Annotated in this window: 18 protein-coding genes, 1 pseudogene and 1 riboswitch; of the genes and pseudogenes, 14 read left to right on the top strand and 5 right to left on the bottom strand. The window is 43.7% G+C overall.

Going from position 1 to position 21,063, the window contains the following annotated elements; genetic code table 11:
- Positions 1-22 precede the first annotated feature (22 nt).
- Together modB and modC are read left to right on the top strand one after the other, a co-directional pair.
- Positions 23-661, top strand: coding sequence for a molybdate ABC transporter permease subunit (gene modB / locus C5470_RS02545; RefSeq protein ID WP_242687797.1), 639 nt, complete (start codon positions 23-25; stop codon positions 659-661).
- The gene (gene modC, locus C5470_RS02540; RefSeq protein WP_162524159.1) at positions 655-1,719 is read left to right on the top strand and encodes a molybdenum ABC transporter ATP-binding protein ModC; all 1,065 of its coding nucleotides are present in this window, start codon (positions 655-657) and stop codon (positions 1,717-1,719) included. Before modB ends, modC begins: the two co-directional genes overlap by 7 nt.
- Before the next feature lie 130 nt (positions 1,720-1,849).
- Here modC and C5470_RS02535 read toward each other — a convergent pair whose 3' ends face one another.
- Entirely contained in the window at positions 1,850-2,668 is an 819-nt protein-coding gene (locus C5470_RS02535; RefSeq protein WP_166285692.1) for a pyridoxal phosphatase, read from the bottom strand.
- A gap of 148 nt (positions 2,669-2,816) precedes the next feature.
- Between C5470_RS02535 and pgl the strand changes: the two genes are divergently transcribed.
- The 4 genes and pseudogenes from pgl to C5470_RS23530 all read left to right on the top strand — a co-directional run.
- Complete coding sequence (pgl, locus tag C5470_RS02530) at positions 2,817-3,803, top strand: 6-phosphogluconolactonase (RefSeq protein ID WP_166285690.1); 987 nt, start codon at positions 2,817-2,819, stop codon at positions 3,801-3,803.
- Positions 3,804-4,135: 332 nt separating this feature from the next.
- Positions 4,136-5,710, top strand: coding sequence for an S-type pyocin domain-containing protein (locus C5470_RS02525; protein WP_166285688.1), 1,575 nt, complete (start codon positions 4,136-4,138; stop codon positions 5,708-5,710).
- An 8-nt stretch (positions 5,711-5,718) separates the two neighbouring features.
- Positions 5,719-5,976: a colicin E3-like toxin immunity protein gene (locus tag C5470_RS02520; protein WP_036850725.1), complete on the top strand. Its 258-nt coding sequence runs from the start codon at positions 5,719-5,721 to the stop codon at positions 5,974-5,976.
- 100 nt (positions 5,977-6,076) lie between these two features.
- Positions 6,077-6,196 (top strand): annotated as a pseudogene (locus C5470_RS23530) (DUF6392 family protein); the annotation flags it as partial.
- Positions 6,197-6,484: 288 nt separating this feature from the next.
- On the opposite strand, the gene bioA reads toward C5470_RS23530, so the two are convergent.
- Entirely contained in the window at positions 6,485-7,756 is a 1,272-nt protein-coding gene (bioA, locus tag C5470_RS02510) for an adenosylmethionine--8-amino-7-oxononanoate transaminase (RefSeq protein ID WP_166285686.1), read from the bottom strand.
- A 94-nt stretch (positions 7,757-7,850) separates the two neighbouring features.
- Between bioA and bioB the strand changes: the two genes are divergently transcribed.
- From bioB to C5470_RS02480, 6 genes are all read left to right on the top strand, one after another.
- The gene (bioB, locus tag C5470_RS02505) at positions 7,851-8,888 is read left to right on the top strand and encodes a biotin synthase BioB (protein WP_036850731.1); all 1,038 of its coding nucleotides are present in this window, start codon (positions 7,851-7,853) and stop codon (positions 8,886-8,888) included.
- Positions 8,888-10,039: an 8-amino-7-oxononanoate synthase gene (gene bioF / locus C5470_RS02500; RefSeq protein WP_166285684.1), complete on the top strand. Its 1,152-nt coding sequence runs from the start codon at positions 8,888-8,890 to the stop codon at positions 10,037-10,039. Before bioB ends, bioF begins: the two co-directional genes overlap by 1 nt.
- A complete protein-coding gene (gene bioC / locus C5470_RS02495) occupies positions 10,023-10,790 on the top strand; it encodes a malonyl-ACP O-methyltransferase BioC (protein ID WP_036850737.1) in 768 nt (255 codons plus the stop codon). The genes bioF and bioC overlap by 17 nt, the downstream gene beginning before the upstream one ends.
- Positions 10,783-11,463 (top strand): dethiobiotin synthase, encoded by a 681-nt coding sequence (gene bioD, locus C5470_RS02490; protein WP_036850740.1) that lies wholly within the window; start codon positions 10,783-10,785, stop codon positions 11,461-11,463. Before bioC ends, bioD begins: the two co-directional genes overlap by 8 nt.
- 565 nt (positions 11,464-12,028) lie before the next feature.
- Positions 12,029-12,562, top strand: coding sequence for a type IV toxin-antitoxin system AbiEi family antitoxin (abiEi, locus tag C5470_RS02485; protein WP_166285682.1), 534 nt, complete (start codon positions 12,029-12,031; stop codon positions 12,560-12,562).
- Positions 12,555-13,475, top strand: a complete 921-nt coding sequence (locus C5470_RS02480) for a nucleotidyl transferase AbiEii/AbiGii toxin family protein (protein ID WP_166285680.1) — start codon at positions 12,555-12,557, stop codon at positions 13,473-13,475. The genes abiEi and C5470_RS02480 overlap by 8 nt, the downstream gene beginning before the upstream one ends.
- 269 nt (positions 13,476-13,744) lie before the next feature.
- On the opposite strand, the gene C5470_RS02475 is transcribed toward C5470_RS02480, so the two are convergent.
- Both C5470_RS02475 and C5470_RS02470 read right to left on the bottom strand, forming a co-directional pair.
- Positions 13,745-14,638 carry a queuosine precursor transporter gene (locus C5470_RS02475; RefSeq protein WP_166285678.1) on the bottom strand — a complete coding sequence of 298 codons (894 nt, stop codon included), beginning with the start codon at positions 14,636-14,638 and terminating at the stop codon, positions 13,745-13,747.
- Positions 14,639-15,253: a helix-turn-helix domain-containing protein gene (locus C5470_RS02470; RefSeq protein ID WP_166285676.1), complete on the bottom strand. Its 615-nt coding sequence runs from the start codon at positions 15,251-15,253 to the stop codon at positions 14,639-14,641.
- Positions 15,254-16,746: 1,493 nt separating this feature from the next.
- Here C5470_RS02470 and uvrB point away from each other — a divergent pair.
- The gene (gene uvrB / locus C5470_RS02465) at positions 16,747-18,753 is read left to right on the top strand and encodes an excinuclease ABC subunit UvrB (protein ID WP_166285674.1); all 2,007 of its coding nucleotides are present in this window, start codon (positions 16,747-16,749) and stop codon (positions 18,751-18,753) included.
- Here the strand turns inward: uvrB and yvcK are convergent, their stop codons facing one another.
- A complete protein-coding gene (gene yvcK, locus C5470_RS02460; protein WP_166285672.1) occupies positions 18,754-19,662 on the bottom strand; it encodes a uridine diphosphate-N-acetylglucosamine-binding protein YvcK in 909 nt (302 codons plus the stop codon).
- A 258-nt stretch (positions 19,663-19,920) separates the two neighbouring features.
- Positions 19,921-20,066: riboswitch (molybdenum cofactor riboswitch) on the top strand.
- On the opposite strand from yvcK, the gene moaA reads away from it, so the two are divergent.
- Entirely contained in the window at positions 20,053-21,036 is a 984-nt protein-coding gene (gene moaA / locus C5470_RS02455; protein ID WP_339915807.1) for a GTP 3',8-cyclase MoaA, read from the top strand. Its footprint overlaps the riboswitch before it by 14 nt.
- Positions 21,037-21,063 lie beyond the last annotated feature (27 nt).

The following is a 21,063-nucleotide window of genomic DNA, read 5'->3' as shown; positions in this document are numbered from 1 at the left end:
CCTGAGTCTGAAAATTTCAGGTATGGCGGTGTTAATTAGCTTGCCGTTTGGGATCTTGATGGCATGGATTCTGGTTCGTTTCCGGTTTCCGGGTAAATCATTACTTGACAGTATTATTCATCTGCCATTGGTGTTACCGCCAGTGGTAGTGGGGTATCTACTGTTGATCAGTATGGGGCGTCGTGGATTTATTGGTGAATGGCTATATGACTGGTTTGGCATCAGCATTGCATTCAGTTGGCGTGGTGCTGCGTTGGCTTCTGCGGTTGTTGCTTTTCCGCTGATGGTCAGGGCGATACGTTTGGCGCTGGAAAGTGTTGATCGGCGGTTGGAACAGGCTGCCCGCACCTTGGGGGCGAATCCATTCAGAGTATTTTTTACGATTACATTGCCGCTCTCTTTGCCCGGGATTATTGTTGGCACTATTTTGGCATTTGCCCGTTCATTGGGGGAATTTGGCGCAACTATCACTTTTGTATCTAATATTCCGGGTGAAACGCGGACAATACCTTTGGCAATGTATACCTTGATTGAGACGCCTGGAGCAGAAACTGCCGCGGCTCGTTTATGTATTATTGCCATTATTCTTGCGTTGATGTCATTGATGATTTCTGAATGGCTAACCCGTTGGGGAAGGAAACGTCTGGGAGCAACATGTTAGAGCTGGATTTTGAACAACAACTTGGTGATCTTCATTTACAAGTTGACACGCAGTTACCCACTGAGGGGATTACGGCTGTTTTTGGCCTTTCAGGTGCGGGAAAAACTTCACTGATAAATGTTATTTCTGGTTTGCTACGTCCACAGAAAGGGCGGGTTGTTCTCAATGATCATGTATTGGTGGATATTGAAAAAGGGACTTGCTTGCCACCAGAGCAACGCCGTATAGGTTATGTCTTTCAGGATGCCCGGCTGTTTCCTCATTACCGGGTAAAAGGCAATCTGCAATACGGAATGTCTTCGGTGATGAAACCGGAGTTTGACAGCATTATTCATTTGTTGGGAATTGAGCACCTGCTATCCCGTTTTCCTCTTACCCTGTCCGGTGGTGAAAAACAGCGGGTTGCTATTGGTCGCGCTTTATTGACGGCACCTGAATTGCTGTTAATGGATGAGCCATTGGCATCTTTGGATCTCCCGCGTAAACGCGAACTTTTGCCTTATCTTGAAAGGCTTTCTCAAAATGTCAAAATCCCGATTTTGTATGTTAGCCATAATTTGGATGAAATCCTTCGCCTGGCTGAAAATGTGATCGTAATGGATAACGGGAAAGTCAGGGCGACAGGGAAATTAGCCGAGGTTTGGGCTAGCAGCGCACTGCGTCCCTGGTTACAAAAAGAGACGCTCAGCAGCATTCTGAACGTTTCAATGGTTGAACATCATAATCGTTATGAAATGACAGCGGTGGCGTTCGCTGATCAGGCTTTATGGCTGCCTAAAATTGATGCTCAACCGGGAACTGATTTGCGTATCAGAATAGATGCTTCAGATGTTTCACTAGTACTGGAACCGCCTCGCGGTAGTAGTATCCGCAATATTTTGGCTGTGAAAGTGGTTGAATTTTTTGATGATGATGGGCAGGTCGATGTCAAACTGACGCTGAGTGGTCATTGTTTATGGGCAAGAATTACTCCGTGGGCAAAGGATGAACTGAATTTGCGACAGGGGCAATGGTTGTATGCCCAAATAAAGAGCGTTTCTCTTAATCGGCAATTGTAGAATCTGATTTTTCATAAATGAATAAACAGGTTGTCAGTTGGAAGAAAGAAGATTGTTTGGAATAACAAGGGGCTCCCATGCGGGATTGCCCCCGAGTGTGATTTATGGATATCGTTAATCAGGCAAGAAATTAAAGGACATGTTTGCGAATAATTTCGGCGATCCCTGGTTGAGTATTATCCAGCGTCACCAAATCGGCCCGTTTTTTGACAGCATCGACGCTGTTACCCATAGCAACACCGAGTCCGGCGGTTTCCAGCATGCTCAGGTCATTAAAGTTGTCACCAAAGGCGATAACATCCTGCATGCTCATTCCCTGTGATTCAATCCACTGTTTCAAACGCATGCCTTTACTGTTGCCTTTTTTGGTAATATCCACTTGATCAAACCATGACCATTCACAGGCAAGACCGATGTCATTTTCGATCTGTTCAGTCACTTCACGTAGCTTTACTAAATCAGGAGAACAGGTAGCGAATTTCCAGATAGACTGCACTTCACCAATAGCATGCTGAAAACTACTGACATGCCGCATAGTTGGGCGTTGAGATTCAGGTAAGGTGTCAGACCATTTCATGGTGCGGGTAATTGTGTCATGCAGTTCTTCATATAACATGGCATCATCCACATACATCAGACGTTGAATATCTGTGTTGCTTAAGTGGGCGAGAACTTTTATCGCTTCCTGAGATGACAGTGGGTCTGAGGCTAATATTTTCTTCTCATGATAATCATACAGATACGTCCCATTACAGCAGATGACAGGCGTATCGAGTTGCAAAGCCTGATAAAAAGGGTGGATAGCGACATGATGGCGGCCAGTTGCAATCAGCACCTTAACACCGGCTTTACGGGCTTCATTCAGTACAGCGAGTGATTCCGGCAGGATATTCTTTTGAGGACTCAGTAACGTACCGTCCAGATCCAAAACAATGACGCGATATGACATAGATTAGCCTCATAACTATATATAATGTAAAAGATATTACATTGGAACTGAATAAAGTTAAACCAATTGTACGGTGAATTTAGCCGATAAAATCGAAATTGAGTCGTTACAGATCAATAAAATGGTAACGGATAATTAAGGAGTGAAGATGAAACAGGTGGTTTATACCGCGAGTCCAAACAGTCGTCAGATTCATGTTTGGAACCTGAATAATGAAGGTGAGTTATCATTAATTCAGACAGTTGATGTTCCGGGAGAAGTACAGCCAATGGTGGTTAGCCCGGATCGCAAGCATCTTTATGTTGGGATCCGGCCACAATTCAGTATTGTCACTTACCAGATTGGTTCTGATGGGAAGCTGGTACAGCAGGGAATTTCACCAATACCGGGTAGCCCGACGCATATCGCTACTGACAGGCAAGGCTGTTTTCTGTTCTCTGTTTCCTACAGTTATAACAATTTGAGTATCAGCCCAATTGACGAGCAAGGTATTGCAGGCGCGCCGGTTCAGATTATTGAAGGCTTGCAAGCACCGCATTCAGCCAATATTGATTGGGATAATAAACAGCTATTAGTACCTTGTCTGAAAGAAGATCGCATCCGTATTTTTGAGATGACAGAAGAGGGTTATCTGACACAAAAGCGCGCTGAAGAAATTGTTACCGCAACGGGTGCTGGCCCTCGTCATATGGCATTCCATCCGAATCAGCAGGTGATTTACTGTATTAATGAACTGGATTCTACGGTGGATGTTTATCACAAATGGGAGAAATACCGGATTATTCAGACCATTGATTCATTGCCGGAAGATTTGGCCGGTATTCGTTGGTCGGCGGATATTCATATTACACCGGATGGTCGTCACCTTTATACCAGCGAACGGACTACAAGTTTGATCAGCCATTTTGTTATTTCAGAGGATGGTTTTAATCTGACTTTGGCAGGGTACTATAAAACCGAAACTCAGCCGCGTGGTTTTGCTATTGACCATAGTGGAAAATACCTGATTGCATCCGGTCAGAAATCTGACCATATTTCAGTTTCTGCTATTGATAAATATACCGGTAAGTTAACTGAATTAGCGCGTTATCCTGTTGGTAAAGCGCCAATGTGGGTAACAGTGTTAGCTCTTTGAGTTTGAGAAAATTGCTGTGTGTTACGGCGATAATAGACAGATGTAAATATATCTCGGATTAATGACAAAGTGCCGGTCTTTTGGTCAGCACTTTGAACTGAGATTTGTGATGCCTGCCTTTGCTGAAAAATTGTATTCAAAATGTTACAAAACATGATGAGTTACCAGAATTAATCGGCCTAACTACTATAACTTTCGGAATATTCCTATATTTTTCTAAGTGAAATCCATTGCACTATTGATCATCTATTAGCCTATAAGTGGTAAGAACATGATGACGATTTCAGTTAGACCTACTCTTCGTACTGTAAAACCATGGAGAGGTAAATAGAATGGCAAAAGGCTATTATCTGCTCGTTGGTGATAAAACGACCTGTGGTGGCGTCATTATCACCGGTGACCAGACCATGACATTTAACGGGCGGGCAACAGCGCGTGAAGGGGATCACGTCACCTGTGGTAAACATTCCGGTACTTACATGATTGCCGGGGGTGTACCCAGCATGTTTAGCATGGGACGACGATTGGCGGGCACATTAGATAGTGTCAGCACCTGCCCCTGTCGGGCCAGGCTGATTAATTCCGTGATGGACAGTTATGAGAAGCAGGAAGAGTCTGCTGACCGGGCTGTCGCGCCTGCTAATATGGTGGCGCAGAATGTCTCTTCACCGGTGAAGGAAGCGGGAAGCGCTCAACCCGAACCGCCAGTGACGCAGTCCCCGCCACCACCGATACCGGTGTTTACCAAATCCTGCCAGCGGGGCAAAGGCTGTACGGATGCCGGAACCGAAGCTGAACCCGCGAATAACTTTGGCAGAATGGGGATATATCAGGTGCCGTCATCTCCCGCTCCGGTAGCGGCGCAAAAGCCTGAACCGCCTCCTCAGGGCAAAAAACACCCATCTGAACCGGATAAGCCGCAGGATAAAAAATTGCCGTGGTATAAGCGGTGGTTTCGTGGTGGAAAGGAGCAGGCTGAAGCGGCGGCTACGGCAGTGGCGGCCACCACCCGAAGCGTGGCAGCGGATGGCGAAGCGCTGGTGATGCGTTACATTGGCGGTGGTGCTGCCAGCTCCGGGCGTTGGCTGGCGGCCCCAAATCCGTTGACGGTCGGGTTAATGGGATTGTTTTATTCACCGAGACTGAATGAAGGCGAAGAGGACTACTTAAACTGCTATCGCCTGAGTGAAATTGCTGAACAGTTTGGCAAAGCCCCGACGCGTGTGCGTTTCCGCTGGATCAGAGATGAAAAAAGCGGCAGGATGACGGTTCAGGGGTATCACGTCGGCCCGGAAAGTGGTCTGGATAAAGTGCCGGTTCGTATGATGAGGCTGAATCGGACCACCGGTAATTATGAATTCTGGGAGCCGGGAGAAAATCGGCCAACGATATTATGGACGCCGAACGAACAGGAGTTTCAGGTTCCAGCCCATACCGGGAATGAAGAACGGTCGTTTATTCCGTCGCAAATCACCGTGTTACCAATCCCGGAAAAAGTGGGCAGTGATATTGAATCATTGCCGATGCCGGAAGAAAAGGATTTCCGCGATTATATTCTGATCTTCCCGATCCCGAATATGCCTCCGGTATATGTGTATTTGAGTAAACCTAGAAATGGATTGCCTCAAGATGGACACGACTATCATCCAGCCCCAAAAACAGAGGAAATTACTGGGGTTTCTGGGTTACGGTCAGCTAAGAAAAAAACTCCAAAACAAAGCGGAGGTGGTAAACGAGATAGATGGATCGATAGCAAAGGCCGCCGAATTTATGAATGGGACTCTCAACATGGTGAATTGGAGGTTTACCGGGTAAGTGATGGTGAACACCTTTGCTCTGTAGATTATAAGACTGGGAAAGAGTTAAAATCTGCTGTCAAAGGACGAAACATTAAACAGTATTTGTGAGGTATATAATGGGATTGAAATTAAGATTGGAGTGGTTTAATAAACAAACAGAATTAGGGGAAGGGTGTGAGTATTCCAAGGATTTTGGAGATAATGCTGATGTTATGGCTAGTGGATTGGGAATATCAACAGAAGATAATATAAATAACGGCGGCTTTGATGTGGAATTTAAATGGGTGAGCGCTTTACAGCCTCACTTTTGTCATCAAATTGATTTATCAGCTTATGATTATCAAATCTCTTTTGATTATCGAGACTTGTGGTGAACAGAGATTCAGCGGATGGTGGGATAGTGAGCAACAAACCACTATCCGTGTTTGACAGAGTTTTTGTTCCACTGTACGGCATATTTTGAGTATGAATTTAATGATGGTCAATGTAGAAGTATTAATAAATAGTCTGGGTAAATCTTATCAAGAAATTTTTGATGAGGGATTAATTCTTTATAAAACTAAACCAAATGGTTTTCCGGGTGATGAGGTTATTTAATTATAAATGGTAAAAGATGAGGGCTAGCGTTTTATCGCGAGGGGAAGAATTTAAAAGAAATTACATTAACCCTATTAAAGCTTTTATATCAAGAACGGATTTAACTTAATAAATACAGCTTTTCAAAAGGAGAGTTAATTTTATTTAATCGAAAATCATAAACCATTAATAGAGAGTTTAAAAGAAACCCGCACGTAAAAAAATATTATCCGAACAGATGGGTATTAAAGCGTTTTCCCGCCATATCCGCAGAATGGGTGGCGGGAGAAAATCACTAACAGTAAATTACAAATTAATTGCCTTGAAAACAGCCTCTGTCAGACATGAAAGCTGCTCTGGTTGAATAATATAAGGTGGCATCAGATAAATCAGTTTACCAAATGGCCTTATCCAGACACCTTCAGAAACAAAATGGTGTTGTAACACCGCCATATTCACCGGTTGTTTCATCTCCACCACCCCAATGGCGCCTAATACCCGAACATCAGCCACTTTTGCATGTAATTTTAATGGCATCAACTCAGTGCTTAATTGGCTTTCAATCGATTTAATGCGCTGTTGCCAAGAGCTTTCTAGCAACAATTTCAAACTGGCTTCTGCTACGGCACACGCTAATGGGTTTCCCATAAACGTTGGACCGTGCATAAAACAGCCGGCTTCACCATTGCTGATCGTTTCGGCTACTTTACGGGTTGTCAGTGTTGCTGATAGCGTCATGTAGCCGCCAGTCAGCGCTTTTCCCACACATAAAATATCCGGTTCAATTTCAGCGTGTTCACAAGCAAACAATTTTCCTGTACGGCCAAAACCGGTGGCAATTTCATCGGCAATTAACAGAATCTGATGCTGCTCACAGAGCATTCTGACCTGGCGCAGATATTCAGGATGATAAATCCGCATTCCTCCGGCACCTTGTACAATCGGTTCCAGAATAACCGCGGCAATATCACTGGAATGCTGCTCCAGCAAAGTACGGAATGAAATGATATCCCGTTCATCCCAAAGAGAATCAAATCCACATTCAGGTGATTCGGCAAACAGATGTGGTGGCAGATAACCTTTGTAGAGATTATGCATCGAATTGTCGGGATCACAGACAGACATAGCACCGAACGTATCACCGTGATAACCGTGACGTAATGTCAGAATACGCTGACGTTTCTCACCTTTTGCCTGCCAGTATTGCAACGCCATTTTCAGGGCCACTTCCACCGCAACAGAACCTGAATCAGCCAGAAAGACGCACTCAAGCGATGGTGGCGTAATGTCCACTAATTGCCGGCAAAGTGCGATTGCGGATGGATGTGTAATTCCGCCAAACATGACATGGGACATTTTATCAATCTGAGTCTTAGCTGCCTGATTCAGTATCGGATGATTATATCCATGAATGGCAGACCACCATGAAGACATGCCATCTATCAGCTTACGGCCATCAGTAAGTTCCAGTTCCACACCAGAGGCACTGACAACAGGATAAACCGGAAGTGGTTTGGTCATAGAGGTATAAGGATGCCAGATATGGCGCAGATCAAATTCAATATCGGAAGAAGTCATAAGGCTATATGTAAACTAATTTATTTAAAATAGGTTGACAGTATAACGACATTATTTAAACTGACGAGACTTTTTTCACACTGGAGATGTCATTGTGACTGAACGTAAGCAATGGACAATTAAGCAGGCGCAAGAACTGTTTGATAAACCTTTTTTCGAATTATTATTTCAAGCACAACAGATTCACCGTATGTATTTTGACCCGCAGCAGGTACAGGTCAGTACATTACTTTCCATCAAAACGGGTGCTTGTCCGGAAGATTGCAAATATTGCCCGCAAAGCTCCCGCTATAAAACTGGTCTTGAAAAAGAGCGGTTGATGGAGGTGGAGAAAGTGATTGATTCTGCCCGTAAGGCTAAAAACGCAGGTTCAACACGTTTTTGTATGGGCGCCGCGTGGAAAAACCCTCATGAACGGGATATGCCTTATCTGGAAAAAATGGTTAAGGAAGTCAAAGCATTAGGGATGGAAACCTGCATGACGCTTGGCATGCTCGAGGGTTCACAAGCGCAGCGGTTGGCGGAAGCGGGATTAGATTACTACAACCACAACCTTGATACTTCACCGGAGTTTTATGGCAACATCATTACGACCCGGACCTATCAGGACCGGTTGGATACGCTTGATAAGGTGCGGGATGCGGGAATAAAAGTTTGCTCTGGTGGTATCGTCGGCTTGGGTGAAGAAATCCGTGATCGAGCTGCGTTATTGGTACAACTGGCAAACCTGCCAAAACCACCGGAAAGTGTCCCCATTAACATGCTGGTAAAAGTCAAAGGCACGCCGTTGGCTGATAACGAAGATGTAGACGCTTTTGATTTTATCCGCACGATCGCGGTTGCCAGGATCATGATGCCAGCTTCTCATGTCCGGTTATCCGCAGGTCGTGAACAGATGAATGAGCAGACGCAGGCAATGTGTTTTATGGCGGGCGCCAATTCTATTTTCTATGGTTGTAAGCTGTTGACTACGCCTAATCCTGGTGAAGATAAGGATTTACAACTGTTCCGTAAATTGGGTATTAACCCTCAACAGACTCAAACAGCATTCGGTGATAATCAGCAGCAACAGCACCTGGCAGAAGCCATCATCAATGCCGATAACGAACAATTTTATAATGCGGCATTATAATGGACTGGTCAGCGTATCTTTCCCGGCAATTGTCTGAGCGTCGGGACTCTTCTCTATGGCGTCAGCGGCAGGTTAATCAGAAATCAGATGGGCGTTTCCTGTATACCAATGAAGGCAAATATCTTAATTTTTCCAGTAATGATTACCTGGGGTTAAGCGCAAGTCCGGCAGTCATTTCCGCATGGCAGCAAGGGGCTGAACAATATGGTGTTGGCAGTGGGGGTTCAGGCCATATTACGGGTTATACAAACGCTCATCGGCAGTTGGAACAACAATTGGCTGGCTGGCTGGGTTATCCAAAAGCGTTGCTCTTTATTTCAGGATATTCTGCTAATCAGGGGGTAATTGCAGCGTTAATGACGAAAATGGATCGGATTATTGCCGATCGGCTGAGTCATGCTTCATTAATGGAAGCTGCTATGCATTCACCTGCTCAACTACGTCGTTTCCTCCATAATCAACCTGAATCACTTGCGGATTTACTGGCAAAACCTTGTGTTGGGAAAACACTGGTGATGACCGAGGGGGTGTTCAGTATGGATGGTGACTGCGCCCCGCTGGCCGATATTTATCAGCAAACCCGTGTTTCGGGTGGTTGGTTAATGGTGGATGATGCACATGGTATTGGGGTCTGTGGTGAACAGGGCCGGGGAAGTTGTTGGCAGCAGAAAGTAAAACCGGAGATTTTAATTGTCACTTTTGGCAAAGCGTTTGGGTTGAGTGGTGCGGCGGTACTTTGCGATGAGCAGACGGCGGAATATCTGATTCAGTACGCCCGTCATCTTATTTACAGCACTTCTATGCCTCCGGCGCAGGCACTGGCGATTTCTGAAGCGGTCCGGCAGATACAATCTGGTGATGAGCTGCGCCAACGGTTGCAGCAAAATATTGATGACTTCCGCCAGCAGGCACAGAAACTGCCATTCAACCTGACAGATTCAGTTACGGCGATTCAGCCATTGATTGTGAGTGATAATGAGTTGAGTGTGTCTTTATCTCACTATTTGCAACAAAAAGGAATTTGGGTTAAAGCGATTCGTCCTCCGACAGTACCGCCAGGCAGTGCCAGATTACGTATTACTCTGACGGCCAGCCATACGCAGCAAGATATTAATATATTGACGGAGGCGTTATATGGGTTCTGTAGCTGAATCTGTCGATAAGCAGGCTATTGCCGGAGCATTTGGGCGTGCTGCTGCTAATTATGATGTAGTAGCAAAATTACAGCAGCAAACGGGCGAATTCCTCATGCAACAAGCCAGTGGACATTCTGGCAGGTTAGTTTTGGATGCTGGTTGTGGTACCGGTTTTTTTAGTCACCGCTGGCGGCAACAAGGGAGGCAGGTTATCGCGCTTGATTTGGCATCGGGGATGTTAGCTCATGCCCGTGAAAGACAAGCAGCAGATTATTACCTGCAAGGAGATATTGAGCATTTAGGGCTTGCTGACAGCAGTGTTGATATCTGTTTCAGTAATTTGGTTGTTCAATGGTGCGATAATTTATCTTGTGTTTTAACCGAGCTTTATCGGGTAACCCGCCCTGGAGGATTGATTCTGTTTTCCACATTGGCCAAAGGTTCATTACATGAATTGCAGCAAGCCTGGAGTGCAGTTGATAACTATCAGCATATTAATCATTTTCTGCCACAGCCGATGATTAAGGATGCCTGTCAGGATTTCCGGCATCGTCTTATTAGTCAGGTTTACCGCCAACAATATCCGCATATATTGCCGCTATTGGGTTCCCTGAAAGGGATTGGGGCGACTCATCTTCATTGTGGACGACAGCAGGGGCTGATGACCCGTGGACGGTTGACTGCTTTGGAGCAGGCTTACCCACGGGAAGATAAACATTTACCTCTCAGTTATCAGGTTGTTTTTGGAGTGATTTATCGTGACTAAGCGCTGGTTTTTAACGGGTACAGATACCGAAGTAGGTAAAACAGTTGTCAGTTGTGCTTTGCTACAGGCTGCGACTAAAGCAGGATATAAAACAGCAGGTTATAAACCCGTCGCTTCCGGCAGTGAAATAACACCGGAAGGTGTCCGTAATGCGGATGCACTGGCATTATTGGCAAACAGTTCTTTGCCTTTACAATATGATGAAGTGAATCCGCTGGTATTTGTTGAAGCGACATCACCGCATATTGTTAGCGCTGATTTAAATCAACCTATTGATTTTTCTATTATGTCTGCGGGGCTGCATCATCTGGAAAAGAAAGCCGACTGGGTTTTAGTCGAAGGCGCGGGTGGTTGGCATACTCCTTTATCGGAATCGGCGACTTTTGCTGACTGGGTGATTAAAGAGCAATTACCGGTTATTCTGACCGTGGGTGTGAAACTTGGCTGTATTAATCATGCGATACTCACCGCAGAGGCTATCAGAGGTTCAGGATTATATTTCGCGGGTTGGATAGCGAATGAAGTTGAACCTGCAAGCCAGCGTCAGAAAGAATATCTGGCGACATTAAAACGCATGCTGCCTGCGCCTTTATTGGGGACTATTCCTCATTTAACGCAAGAATATCTTAATTATTCAGGTGAATATATAGATTTTAAATTACTGGTTAATTGAATTATTCGGAGAGCATAAATCTATGGGTAACTCACTCAAGCATTTGATTAAAAAGTTTAATTGCTTATTTTATCGCGAATTAAATAAAGTACCCCACGTTTTATGCTCTTCATTATCGATGGTTATGTGGATCTTGCGTCTGATGCAACACCGCCAATACTTCAATGCCAGTCGGAACTTCCCGGTAGTAAAATCAAAATAGCCAACCGCCAACCAACAGGTTGAAGTGGCCTGAGGGGATCTCACCCACAGGCTCTCATGCAACCGGACGTGAAGTAGAGTAGAGCGGCAGCGAGCAGTCACGAGAGCATAAAATCTATGGAGCACTTATGCTGCAATAGCCTCGGTCAAATAGTGATCCGTTTCTTCACATAATCTTATCCCCGGATACCCATGTTCAAATCGGGTTTTCAAATCATCATATAACCCTGCCGCGTTCCCCCTTATTATACTATCTTTACACAAAAAAACCATAAAAGGGGTTTTTGTGTAGATATGTAATTGGTATGATAGCCATCTATACACAAAAAAACCATATCAAGGGTATAGCTGTGGAGATAATGGAATGGATAGGATTACAGCAATTAACACATTAGATAAGTTCAGCAAAATGGGAAAACGTATTTTCCTTTTGCGGGATTTGGAAGTTATCTTTGCTGACGACCGCCCTCGGACATTGCAAAAATCTATTGATCGCCTCATCAATGCTGGACTGCTAGTCCGTATCACTAAAGGTGTTTATGCGTATGCGCGGGATGGTCTGGGGTCTTATCCGCTGGAGACAATTGCAATAAATATCCGTCGTGGCGAATACAATTACGTCAGCCTGGAATCGGCGTTGTCTCAGTATGGCCTGATTTCACAAATTCCTATCGACCGACTGACGATTATGTCTACTGGTAGGTCGGGAGAGTTTGAAACGCCGTGGGGAGTTATTGAGATCACCCACACCAGCAGGGAGCCAAGCGAAATTCTGAAAGGAACATTGGAAAACCGGGGGCCACTGCGCATCGCAAGAAAAGAAACCGCTCTTCGTGACTTGAAAAGAGTGGGAAGAAACATGCATCTGGTTCAAATGGAGGAATTTGCGCATGCCTGAGCACGTCAATTTTAACGCCCTTGTCGATGAGGTCATTACCCAAGATGGGCTTGCCAACATCAGGCCTGTAGTGGAGAAAGAGCTGCTGCACTATGACATTCTGTTTTGCCTCGCTAAAGACGGTTTGCTCAGGGAGATTACCTTTCAGGGCGGCACATCATTAAGACTCTGCTATAGTTCCAACCGATTCAGCGAAGATCTGGATTTTGCTGGTGGCCGTGACTTTTGTTCAGCGGACATGAGCAGGATTAAGGAGAGCGTGGAAAGTTACCTGGGGGCGCGTTATGGGATTGAAGTCACGGTGAAGGAACCAAATGAGCTTCGAAAGGAGCCGGAGTATGCCGATGTGAAAATCGATAAATGGCAAATCTCCGTCACAACAGCCCCGGAAAGAAGAGATTTACCAAAGCAACGCATCAAAATTGAGATCGCCAACGTTCCGGCATATACAAGAGATGCGCGTTCATTAAAGCGGAATTACTCCGTGCTGCCTGATGGCTACTCCGAAACCATCGTATCGGTCGAGACATTGGTTGAAATCATGGCGGATAAGTTGATTTCGTTCCCTGTGACAACATCTCACATTCGCCATCGCGATATGTGGGATTTGGTGTGGCTGAAACAGCAAGATGTTGAGCCCGATTTAGACCTGATCAAGAGCAAACTATCAGATTATCGTATTACTGATTTTTACAAACTCGTTCAGGCACGATTGGACTCTATCGACAGTCTTATTGCTTCCGGTAACTTCCAGACCGAAATGAAACGATTTATTCCCGCGCCCGTTTACAACAGAACTATCGGGCAGGATCCTTTTTTACACTATCTCACAACGATCCTAAAAGAATTGCTAACAACTGTGCAAAAAGGGTTGTACTCGTTGGGGACCCGTACCGTTCCATTCAAAATGTAACGATTAAACCTGTAAACATTCTTAGCCCGACGTATTCGGGCTTTTTTTCGTCACCTGATCCACCTGTAGGATAATCGTCATACCTAACACGCAATCACGCAAATCAGCATGAGGCATGGATAGGAACATCATCTTGTGCCAACTTCATTGATCGTGGATTTGACAAACGCTAAGGAAATAGGCTCTCCATATCAGTATATTTCTCCATAATTGGGGTTATTCTCAATGTAGGTAAATATTTCATCTATGTGTTAAGGTATACCTTCTATTTATACTTCAGCGAGTTTTTTATTAACCGTGGCATCTGTGGGTTGGTTTATATAACTCCTGAATATCTTTCTTACCAGATATATAGGGCCTACACCCAGAATAGAATAAACGACTTTAATGATAAATTGGGCAATAATCATTTCTTTTATGATATTGATACCGAGAACTCCATAAAAAGCAATTGAGCAGAATATTATACTGTCGAATGCCGAGGCGATGACCGTACTTGTTATTACTCTGAGGAAAAGATACTTTGAATTTGTAAGAGACTTTATTTTGCAAAGAAGATACGAATTTATATTCTCAGAGATAAAATAAGCAAGAGATGATGCCAGTAATACCGAGACGATACTATTAATTATCCCACTATAAGTGACACCAAACTCCCATCCGGGAACACCTGGCATCAATGCGGTTGCCCAAAGCCCCAGAACAAACAGTAAATTCGCTGCAAAGGAGATAATAATCGTTCTTCTTGCCAGACGTAACCCATAGAATTCGTTTAAAATATCGACCAGAAGGAAAGTTATTGGGTAAATAAAGACGCCGGGTGGAGTGACGATATTAATAATAGGGACATGAATGGGCTTCACGCCACATATTGTGGAGAAAATATAAATAACACTGAGTGCGACGCTGATGAGTAAATACGCTTGCCATGAACGCTCATGGCGATCCCCTAGCTCATAAGCTGTGACAATGTTGCTGTGGCTGTATAATTTCCGATATAGCGTACTGAGTTCATGCCTGCTCAGGTCTTCTGAAATATCACTATCAACCAGCTCTTTCAGCCCCATAGTAATGGTCTTGCCTGTCGCGAGTACCATGATATTTGCTGATAATTTACCGTACCTTGTAAATCCCAATAACTTAAATTTCTGGTTTGCTGTCATTTATAGCCTCTCTCCTACGATATAGCCTAAAAATTGAGCGTATTTAGGGTATCTTCTGTCTATGCTGTCATCATCTTTCTCTTGCCGGATAAAGAACCCGATTTCCTGAGAGTAGTACAGTAATGGGGTGTTAGTGACTAACGCGGGAGGACGTTTTATGATGATCACTTCTCCGGGTATAAACGTATCCCCTATTTCCGATTCAACTTTAATCGCCAACATATTTGACTCATCACCAAAGAAATAGGTCAATGGGTACTCGGTAACAAGCTGACCTATTTTTTTCCCGGAAACGGATAAAAATTCAGATTGTGGAATGATAGGGATGGCTGACGGGTTTTTATTACCTTCAATTGAAAGTGTTTCATTGAGGCGTTCTAATTGTTCAAGGTCATAATTTTCTATTTCCTCGCAGGAAACACCGAAAAAATCGGAGATCCGGAGGATGGTAGATTGTTGAACGTTATTAACTTGTCCTTCCAGAATTTTATAAATGGTAGTACGGGTTAAACCTGTTCGATTGGAAAAGGAACTCTTGGTTTCGCCACGGGTACGTATTAAATATTCTATATTCTTAATGATATTTGTTTTTCGCTGTGCATTAGACGTTTTCATAAAAATCCTTTATGTGAAAATTACTGCATAACTATATATTACTCAATAATATTGTCCAGTATGAGAAAGCCACTCATTGTAATAGTTTATTGATTTTACTTTAATATGTTATTTTTATGACTATTCATATTAGCACATCTTGTGTCAGAAGATGCGCATGGAGTTACATTTATATTTTAAAAATAAAAGTTAAATCATAGTATTAAGTGAGATGCATTATAAAGTTTACATAAAAATGAACTTTATGTTTCTTTTTATGTTGACTTTATGGGCTCCATTACAATAATGTTAAGTTGTGTTGATGTGTTTTCTGGCAGTTGGATAGCATCAACCAAAATATTATTCCTATTATAAATCCCTCGGGGAAGAGCTACTTCAACCTTCGAGTTTAAAAACTGGTTATTTCTTTTAGCACTAGGGAACCACCGTAAGATAAGGAAGTGAAATAAACATTAGGACTTAAATTAGTAAATTGATTAAATGGTAACACAGTTAAATCACCGGGAAATGACAATATAAAAAATGCTTGGGAACAGCAATAGATTAAAATTGTGGATGATAGGTACAAAGTAGGTCTTTCGATCGAAAATAGCCAGCAGAATATTGGACATTTTGTCAGGGCAGTGTAGATCTGATATTTTTGTATCTATCGTTTTTTTTAAAGCTCCCTAATGGGGCTTATCTTGTCGAATAGGGGAATGCTGATGTGAATTAATCTATTTATCAAGGATATACCTTATATCGTGGTTATAAAAATGAGTTTTATTCGTATCAATAAGGTCATTTTATTTTTTTGGTCAATGCTTATTAATATAACCAAAAATGCTATTGACGCTATTGAATCTACTGTTGCTGAAAACAGTAATGAATCTCATTATCGAAATGGAAATATTTACTTTATTTCTGCTCAGGTGAAAAATTATCAACATTTCCTCTTGTGTAAACGGGTTTGATATTGGAAAACTGTTTACCGGTCATTTCCTAATTGAATGAAAATTCTGATGTGTAGTTGGTATGGTTTGTTGCTGGTCAAAAAACAGTAAAAATTTTTACTGGTAGAGGATACCTCTTTTGTGGAATGATGCTGCAACATCATACAGCTAATAAGGTTTGTAGAGTTATCCACTATTCCTGTGGATAACCTTGTGTATTAGGCTTAGAAAAGTTGCGCAATGCAAGAAAATACGCGGCTTTCGTCAAGGTTGATGTTATTCTCGTCTTTGTTTTAATTTTCTTTAATATCAATAAGATAACTAAAATCAAGCCTTGTCTGGCCGGTGATGATGCCCTGTGTTGTCGCCTTTCAGTTGATCATATAAAAAATGAAAAAATCAAGGTGATTTTGGGGATAACGTGGTATTTATTTTTGATGTCAACGAATATTTAGTTAACAGGGAGGTGGTTTAAATTGAGCCGGTTTTTACAAAACTGACTTGAAGCTGGTTTTTTATCCAGTATTATAGACGGCTTAATGTTAGGAAAGTGAGATAGCTATGAGTAAGGTGTTCAAATTATGTTCTGACTTCCAACCTGGTGGTGATCAACCAGAGGCTATTCACCGATTGCAGGAAGGGTTGGAGGACGGGCTTGCCCACCAGACTCTGTTGGGCGTAACGGGGTCTGGTAAAACATTCACTATTGCTAATGTGATAGCGAATTTAAACCGGCCAACAATGGTACTTGCGCCAAACAAGACACTAGCAGCCCAACTTTACAGTGAAATGAAGGAATTTTTTCCAGAGAATGCAGTGGAGTATTTTGTTTCTTACTACGATTACTACCAACCTGAAGCTTATGTTCCCAGTTCCGATACTTTTATCGAGAAAGATGCTTCAGTCAATGAGCACATTGAACAAATGCGTTTGTCCGCCACAAAGGCTTTTCTGGAGCGGCGGGATGTCATCGTGGTTGCATCTGTATCGGCCATTTATGGTTTGGGTGATCCGGACAGTTACCTGAAAATGATGCTCCACCTGACCAATGGTATGATTATCGATCAACGTTCCATTCTGCGGCGTTTGGCTGAATTGCAATATACCCGTAATGATCAGGCATTTCAGCGGGGGACATTCAGGGTACGCGGTGAAGTGATTGATATCTTCCCGGCTGAATCTGATGAGCATGCTTTGCGTGTTGAGTTATTTGATGATGAGGTGGAACGGCTATCACTGTTTGATCCGCTGACGGGACAGATTGAATATCATGTTCCACGATATACTGTTTATCCGAAAACTCACTATGTGACTCCCCGTGAGCGTATTATTCAGGCAATGGAAGAGATTAAAGTTGAGCTTGAGGAGCGGCGCAAGGTACTGTTAGCAAATGGTAAGTTATTGGAAGAGCAGCGTATTACTCAGCGTACTCAGTTTGATTTGGAAATGATGAATGAATTGGGTTATTGCTCCGGTATTGAAAACTACTCCCGTTACCTCTCAGGGCGTGCAGAAGGAGAGCCGCCTCCGACACTGTTTGATTATCTCCCTGCTGATGGCCTGTTAGTGGTGGATGAATCACACGTGACAATCCCGCAAATCGGTGGGATGTACAGAGGGGATCGTTCCCGTAAAGAAACGTTGGTGGAATATGGTTTCCGTATGCCTTCCGCATTGGATAATCGTCCGCTGAGATTTGAAGAATTTGAAGCGCTGGCTCCACAGACAATTTATGTTTCGGCTACACCGGGTAAATATGAATTGGAAAAATCCGGTGGGGATGTTGTCGAACAGGTGGTGCGTCCTACTGGTTTACTTGATCCTGAAATAGAAGTTCGCCCAGTAACTACTCAGGTTGATGATTTACTGTCTGAAATCCGCATCCGGGCGGTGAAAAATGAGCGGGTGTTGGTTACTACGCTGACCAAGCGAATGGCGGAGGATTTAACTGAATATTTGGAAGAGCATGGTGAGCGGGTTCGCTATTTGCACTCAGATATTGATACTGTCGAACGTGTGGAAATTATTCGGGATCTTCGTTTAGGTGAGTTTGATGTATTAGTGGGTATTAACTTGCTGAGGGAAGGGCTGGACATGCCAGAGGTTTCTCTGGTGGCAATTCTTGATGCTGATAAAGAAGGTTTCCTGCGTTCTGAGCGTTCATTAATTCAAACAATTGGGCGTGCAGCTCGTAACTTGTATGGTAAGGCGATTCTTTATGGCGATAAGATCACTGATTCAATGGCGAAAGCGATTGGTGAGACAGAACGCCGTCGTGCGAAACAACAAGTATTTAATCAAGAGCACGGCATTATTCCAACAGGTCTGAATAAGAAGATCAGTGATATTCTGCAAATTGGTCAGCCTGCGGGTGGCAAAGGTAAGGGCAGAGGTAAGGTGGTTGCGCCGGAAGAATTCAGCAAGCTGTCCGCCAAAGAGCTGGAAAACAAAATCCGCGGGCTGGAAGCGAAAATGTACCAGCATGCGCAGGATCTTGAATTCGAGCAAGCGGCGAGTGTTCGGGATCAGGTTCAGGCATTGCGTGAGCAATTTATTGCCAATTCTTAATTAACCAAGGTTTTGCAGGGTATTTTCTAACGCCTGATGCAGTAATTCACGGTCGTGGCGGTAGGGAATATCCTGTGCTTCCAGTATTTGTTGAGTAATAATCCGGTCGCTAAGTTCGCTGATATCTGTACAGGGGCCAACAATGACCGCGTTGATTATCCGGCAGCCAATTTTGTTTTCCATTATTTCCAATTTATCTTTCAGTGTTAATCCAGCGGCGGCGGTACTTAATTCTTTCCCAAGATTACCGATATAAATCATACTGGCGTTGCTGCGGCGCAGTGCCTGAGTTAAATCTTCAAGTAAAAGTAATGGCATCAGACTGGTAAAGAAGCTTCCAGGCCCGATAATAATCAGGTCCGCCTGAGTGATAGCATCCAGCGCCTCTTTTGTCGCCATAGCTGGAGGGTAAATCATCAACTCCTGTGGAATACAATGCAACTGATCAATATTGACTTCGCCATAGATGGTATTGCCTTGATCATCTACTGCCATCAGGTCAACTGGCTGTTCAGACATGGGAATAAGATGAGAATTCACTTTCAGCAGGCTGCGGATTAAATTAATCGCTTCAAGAGGTCTGACACTCAGATGATCCAACGCTTTAAGCATCAGATTACCCAGGTTATGACCTGCCAGTTCTCCATTACCACCGAAACGGTATTCAAACATTGCTGATGCAACGCTGGGTTCGGTAATGAGCTGATTTAAACAATTGCGGGTATCTCCCCAGGCAATACCGCCTTCAGAGCGCCGGATCCTGCCGGTTGAGCCGCCATTATCTGTCGTGGTGACAATACCTGTCAGGCGAGAGCCTAATGATGAAAGAGAGGACATAACGCGCCCAAGGCCATGGCCTCCACCGAGGGCAACTACCCGATCTAAATCGGCTAATGTGCGGTTTCGCATAGAATTCCTGTTGCTGACTGAACTTATATTGACCGAGTAATTTTAGCGTAATTTATTATAAAACACGATTAACCGGACAGGTGCCGTGATTTGGCGCAATATTTTAATTAATCAACACCAATAGAACTGTCTGCTATTTGTTCTGACATTGGCTAAGTCATTGTATATTAAATTATATAACGAAAGTGGATGTTCGCATTTTTCTTGCTTAAGCGCTAGAATTGACATTGAGAATGTCGTTTTGCATTAAACCATAGATATTGAAATTAACTCCTAGCCTCTGCGTCTAAGTCACCGTTTTACACAGCGATATGATGCTTTGGCCGTGACCACTGAGTCACCAGGATGTAGGGCAGAAATGCTTGCATCTCCCATATTTGGAAAGGTGTTATTGTGGAACAACTCGTAGATGCTTTTGCCCGTAAATTTTATTATTTAAGGCTGTCAATTACCGATGTCTGTAATTTCCGGTGTACGTATTGCCTGCCGGATGGTTATAAACCCCGCGGGCATCACTCCTTTTTGACATTACCTGAAATCCGTCTTGTTGGTCGGGCGTTTGCCGATCTTGGTACAGAGAAAATCCGTTTGACGGGGGGTGAGCCGACCATGCGCCGTGATTTCACGGATATTATTTCTGTTATCCGTGAAAATAAGTTAATCAGAACCCTTGCTGTAACCACCAATGGCTATCGGATGGAACGGAATGTTGCCGAATGGAAGGCGGCAGGTTTAACCGCAGTGAATGTCAGTATGGACTCGCTTGATCCCCGTCAGTTTCATGCTATTACCGGACAGGGCAAATTCTTTCAGGTGATACGTGGTATTGATGCGGCATTTGAAGCGGGTTTCAGTAAAGTGAAAGTCAACGTGGTGCTGATGAAAAACGTCAATGACATCAGCTTGCCGGCTTTCCTGTACTGGATAAAAGATCGTCCTATTCAATTGAGATTCATTGAATTGATGGAAACTGGTGATGGCGGTGAAATGTTTCGCAAATACCACATTTCTGGTGAAACTATCCGGGAACGCTTGCTGTACGACGGCTGGCATCAGCTTCAACGCTCACGCAGTGATGGTCCGGCACAAGTTTTTAGCCATCCTGATTATCAAGGGGAAATCGGTCTGATTATGCCTTATGAGAAAGATTTCTGCCGGAGTTGTAATCGCTTACGTGTTTCCGCAATAGGTAATCTTCACTTATGCCTGTTTGGCGAACAAGGGATACCACTGCGTGATTTGTTATCGAGTGAAGAGCAACTCAATGATTTGAAATTGCGTATTCAGGGGGGGCTGCGTCATAAACGGGAAACCCATTTCCTTCATCAGGGGGACAGCGGTATCACCCCAAATCTTTCTGTCATCGGCGGTTAATTTACTGCCCGGTATTGTTGTTTTTTT

Origin of the sequence: Photorhabdus stackebrandtii, from assembly GCF_011189495.1 — a bacterium.
GTDB classification, from domain to species: domain Bacteria; phylum Pseudomonadota; class Gammaproteobacteria; order Enterobacterales; family Enterobacteriaceae; genus Photorhabdus; species Photorhabdus khanii.
Note: the sequence above shows the minus strand (reverse complement) of the source record. Positions and strands in the feature narration are given on the sequence as shown.